Source organism: Chamaesiphon sp. VAR_48_metabat_403, assembly GCF_031422475.1.
GTDB lineage: Bacteria > Cyanobacteriota > Cyanobacteriia > Cyanobacteriales > Chamaesiphonaceae > Chamaesiphon.
This window is the reverse complement of record NZ_JANPLS010000390.1, coordinates 1-3,504: the sequence shown is the minus strand read 5'-3', so window position 1 is coordinate 3,504 and position 3,504 is coordinate 1. Positions and strand designations below refer to the sequence as shown.

The window sequence follows — 3,504 nt, the reverse complement described above, 5'->3', positions numbered from 1 at the left end:
GATTATGAAAGCAGTTGGTGGAAAAGACCGCAAGCGACTACTATTAATCGATGATGACCCCAATCTCATCTTATTAGTCAAAGATTATTTAGAGTTTCGAGGCTATGAGGTACAGACCGCCGACAATGGTAAAGAAGCTCTCAACCTGCTTGCCCATCATCTCCCAGATATGATTATCTGCGATATCATGATGCCAGAAATGGATGGTTATGCACTAATCGAAAATATTCGGCAAGATCCGCGCACGAGCTGGATTCCGGTATTATTTCTCTCGGCTAGAGGGCAAAGTCAAGATCGGATTAAGGGTTTGAATTTGGGGGCTGATGTGTATATGGTAAAACCCTTCGAGCCAGAAGAACTCGTCGCCCAAGTTGAATCTTCGCTCAAGCAAACCAATCGTCTGCTGTTATATACCGATGGTATCGGTGACGACAGTTCGCCAATTCAGGTTCCTGCTAGCGTAGAACTTACCCCCACCGAACTTAAAGTAGTCCAATTAGTTGCTAGAGGATTGGCAAATAGGGAAATTGCCCTACAAATGAATGTCAGCCAACGCACGATCGAAAGTCACGTTTCAAATATGCTCGGTAAAACCGGACTCAACAATCGTACCGAATTGGCAAGATGGGCGATCGAAACTAGAATGGCTTAGGGACTTCCAAATAATTAATAATTCCAGTCTTAATTAACAGATCTGACGATTGCTAAATACATCAAAAATGCTAGAACGATTTTATTTTTGGAAGTCCCTTAGGGATTTTGGATTGAAAAGATCGTAGGTTGGGTTGAGCAAGGCTCAACCCAACCTACAAATTTATTTTCCCCGATAAACTCTTTCAACTACGGTGGCTAATCGCTCCATCGCGATGGTGATTTCTGTATCGGTAGCAGTTAGACTGATGCGGATGCATTGGTGCTTGTGCGCCCATTCTTCCCGCAATCCAGGGAAGAACGAACTACCGGGAACGACGATAATTCCGACTTCCTTGAGAGCTTGATATAAATCCCAGTCAGTTATCGGTAAATCTTGGAACCACATCCAGGCAAAAATTGCCCCTTCGCCCCGGTGGAGATACCAAGGTAAATCTTGGGGCATAAATTTAGTGATTCCTGCTTCTAATACCGCAAACTTTTGCTGGTAATAAGGGCGAATGACAGTAGTTGCTAAATCTGCCAACCGACCACTGGCAATGGCTTTAGCTGCGATTGCTTGCCCGTATCGCGACGAATGAATGCACATATTGGTTTGGAATGATTCCAGAATACCAATAAATTTTGCACTGCCCAAAGCAATCCCAATTCTTTCCCCTGGCAATCCGGCTTTAGAAAGACTCATACAGTGGACGATATTGTCTCCAAAAATCGGAGTCATTTCTGTGAAATTCAAGCTGGGGAATGGTGGCGCGTAAGCCGAATCGATTAATACTGGCGCATCGTACCCCGCAGCGAGAGCGGCAATTTTTTGCACTTCCTCATCGGTTAAGACATTACCCGTCGGGTTGCAAGGGCGCGAAAATAGGACGCAACCAGTATTTTCGCCAATTTGCAATTGACTGAAATCGGGACGATATTTAAAACTATGATTGCCAGCATCGATATCTAAAGTTGGCTTGTAAGCAACGATCGAATCTGGCACGATCGCCATCCCGCCATAGCCCGTATAATCGGGACTCAGTGGTAATACTACTTGCTTACTCTGTCCCCCCACTGTTTGCCCGCCAAAGGCATTGATCGCATAAAAATAGAGACTTTGACTGCCCGGTGTAATTAAGACGTTGCGCGAGGTCAAATTGAGGCTGTAGCGGCGATTAAAATCACTAACGATCGCATCGATAAGCGGCTGATAGCCCTGACTCGAACCGTATCTACATACCACCTCGCCATAATCGGGACTATCTAATAATTCATGGGTGTAGTCCCGCCACATCTGCTCGATTTCCGGTAGGATCACGGGGTTACCCGCACTCAGATTAATAAATTCTTGCCCTTTACTAGCCGAGAGCGTTGCTTGAATGTCTTTCATGATGGCGCGCACGCCAGTCAAATTAGACATCTGGGTACCGAGTTGAGATAGTGCGAGGTTCATAGTGATGAAGTGATAAGCGATTCGGCTTCCGCCGACACTTTGTGTACGAGCAGATGTTATGGCTATTATAAACAACCATTCCGCCAAGTTGTCTATAATCATGGGGCGGTGAAGATTGGCAACTAGTAAATTGGGAGTAAAAGATACGTGAGTAGAGTTGGGATTGGGATTCGCACGGCAACCAAGCGTAAAGAACGTGCAACAGGACAAATCCACGTTTATGATGGGACGGGGAAAGGCAAATCCCAAGCCGCATTAGGGGTAGTATTAAGATCGATCGGACTGGGAATTGAAGCAGGTGCGGATACGCGCATTTTGTTATTACAATTTTTAAAAGGGTCGGAACGAGATTATGATGAAGATGCCGCGATCGCGGCATTGAGAAAAAGTTTTCCCCATTTGATCGATCGGGTTCGCACTGGTAGATCTGAGTATTTTGGGAAGGATGAAATTACCGATTTCGATCGAGCTGAAGCTTATCGGGCATGGACTGTGGCTAAAGGGGCGATTTATTCAGATTTATATTCGGTAATTGTCTTAGACGAACTCAGCCCCACTCTAGATTTAGGCTTACTTCCTATCGCCGAAGTCGTCGAAATGCTTCAATCTAAACCCAATCATCTCGAAGTCATTGTCACCGGGAGAGATGCACCCGCAGCACTAATCGAAATTGCCGATTTACACTCGGAAATGAGAGCACACTATCACCCCGAAGCCGCCGCACAAGGCATTGAAGGGATCGAAATTTATACGGGCGACGGTAAAGGTAAGTCTACAAGTGCCCTGGGCAAAGCATTACAAGCGATCGGACGCGGGATCGGTCAAGATGAATCCCATCGCGTTTTAATCGTCCAATGGCTCAAAGGTGGTACTGGCTATACCGAAGATGCGGCGATCGATGCCTTGAAAAAAAGTTATCCTCATTTAGTAGATCGCCATCGCTGTGGCGGCGATGCGATCGTCTGGCGCGGCAAACAACAAGAAATCGACTACATTGAGGCGCAACGGGGCTGGGAGATCGCCAGTAGTGCGATCGCCTCTGGATTGTATAAAACAATCATTCTCGACGAATTAAACCCCACTGTAGACCTCGATTTGCTCCCTCAAGAACCGATCGTCCGCAGCTTGATAAATAAGCCCGAAGGCACTCAGGTAATTATTACCGGACGCTGTTTTAATACTCCGGCTTACTTTAATATTGCCAGCGTCCATTCAGAAATGATTTGTCATAAACATTATGCCGATCGTGGTGTCGATTTAAGAAGAGGTGTAGATTTTTAGGTAGATAATCTACTCTCTCGATCGTCATGAATAGCTCCGCTCGGCACCGCCCGCGACTCAAGTGCTAATAGCGAAAGTCCTCTGAAGAGGACTATTAATTCAGTCCTCTAATGAGGACTTTCGCTACTAGCCTGGGG

General features: G+C 46.1%; 3 protein-coding genes. 2 read left to right on the top strand and 1 reads right to left on the bottom strand.

Annotated elements, in window-relative coordinates; translation table 11 throughout:
• The first annotated feature begins 4 nt into the window (after window positions 1-4).
• Entirely contained in the window at window positions 5-652 is a 648-nt protein-coding gene (locus tag RMO79_RS18515) for a response regulator transcription factor (RefSeq protein ID WP_310484717.1), read from the top strand.
• A gap of 162 nt (window positions 653-814) precedes the next feature.
• Here the strand turns inward: RMO79_RS18515 and RMO79_RS18510 are convergent, their stop codons facing one another.
• Window positions 815-2,086, bottom strand: coding sequence for a valine--pyruvate transaminase (locus RMO79_RS18510; RefSeq protein WP_310484716.1), 1,272 nt, complete (start codon window positions 2,084-2,086; stop codon window positions 815-817).
• Between the two features lie 147 nt (window positions 2,087-2,233).
• On the opposite strand from RMO79_RS18510, the gene RMO79_RS18505 reads away from it, so the two are divergent.
• Complete coding sequence (locus RMO79_RS18505; protein WP_310484715.1) at window positions 2,234-3,367, top strand: cob(I)yrinic acid a,c-diamide adenosyltransferase; 1,134 nt, start codon at window positions 2,234-2,236, stop codon at window positions 3,365-3,367.
• Window positions 3,368-3,504 lie beyond the last annotated feature (137 nt).

What these genes read in the sequence shown, in the direction of transcription:
- RMO79_RS18515 (WP_310484717.1), top strand. Translation starts at nt 5, where the DNA reads ATGAAAGCAGTTGGTGGAAAAGACCGCAAGCGACTACTATTAATCGAT.
- RMO79_RS18510 (WP_310484716.1), bottom strand. Translation starts at nt 2,086, where the DNA reads ATGAACCTCGCACTATCTCAACTCGGTACCCAGATGTCTAATTTGACT.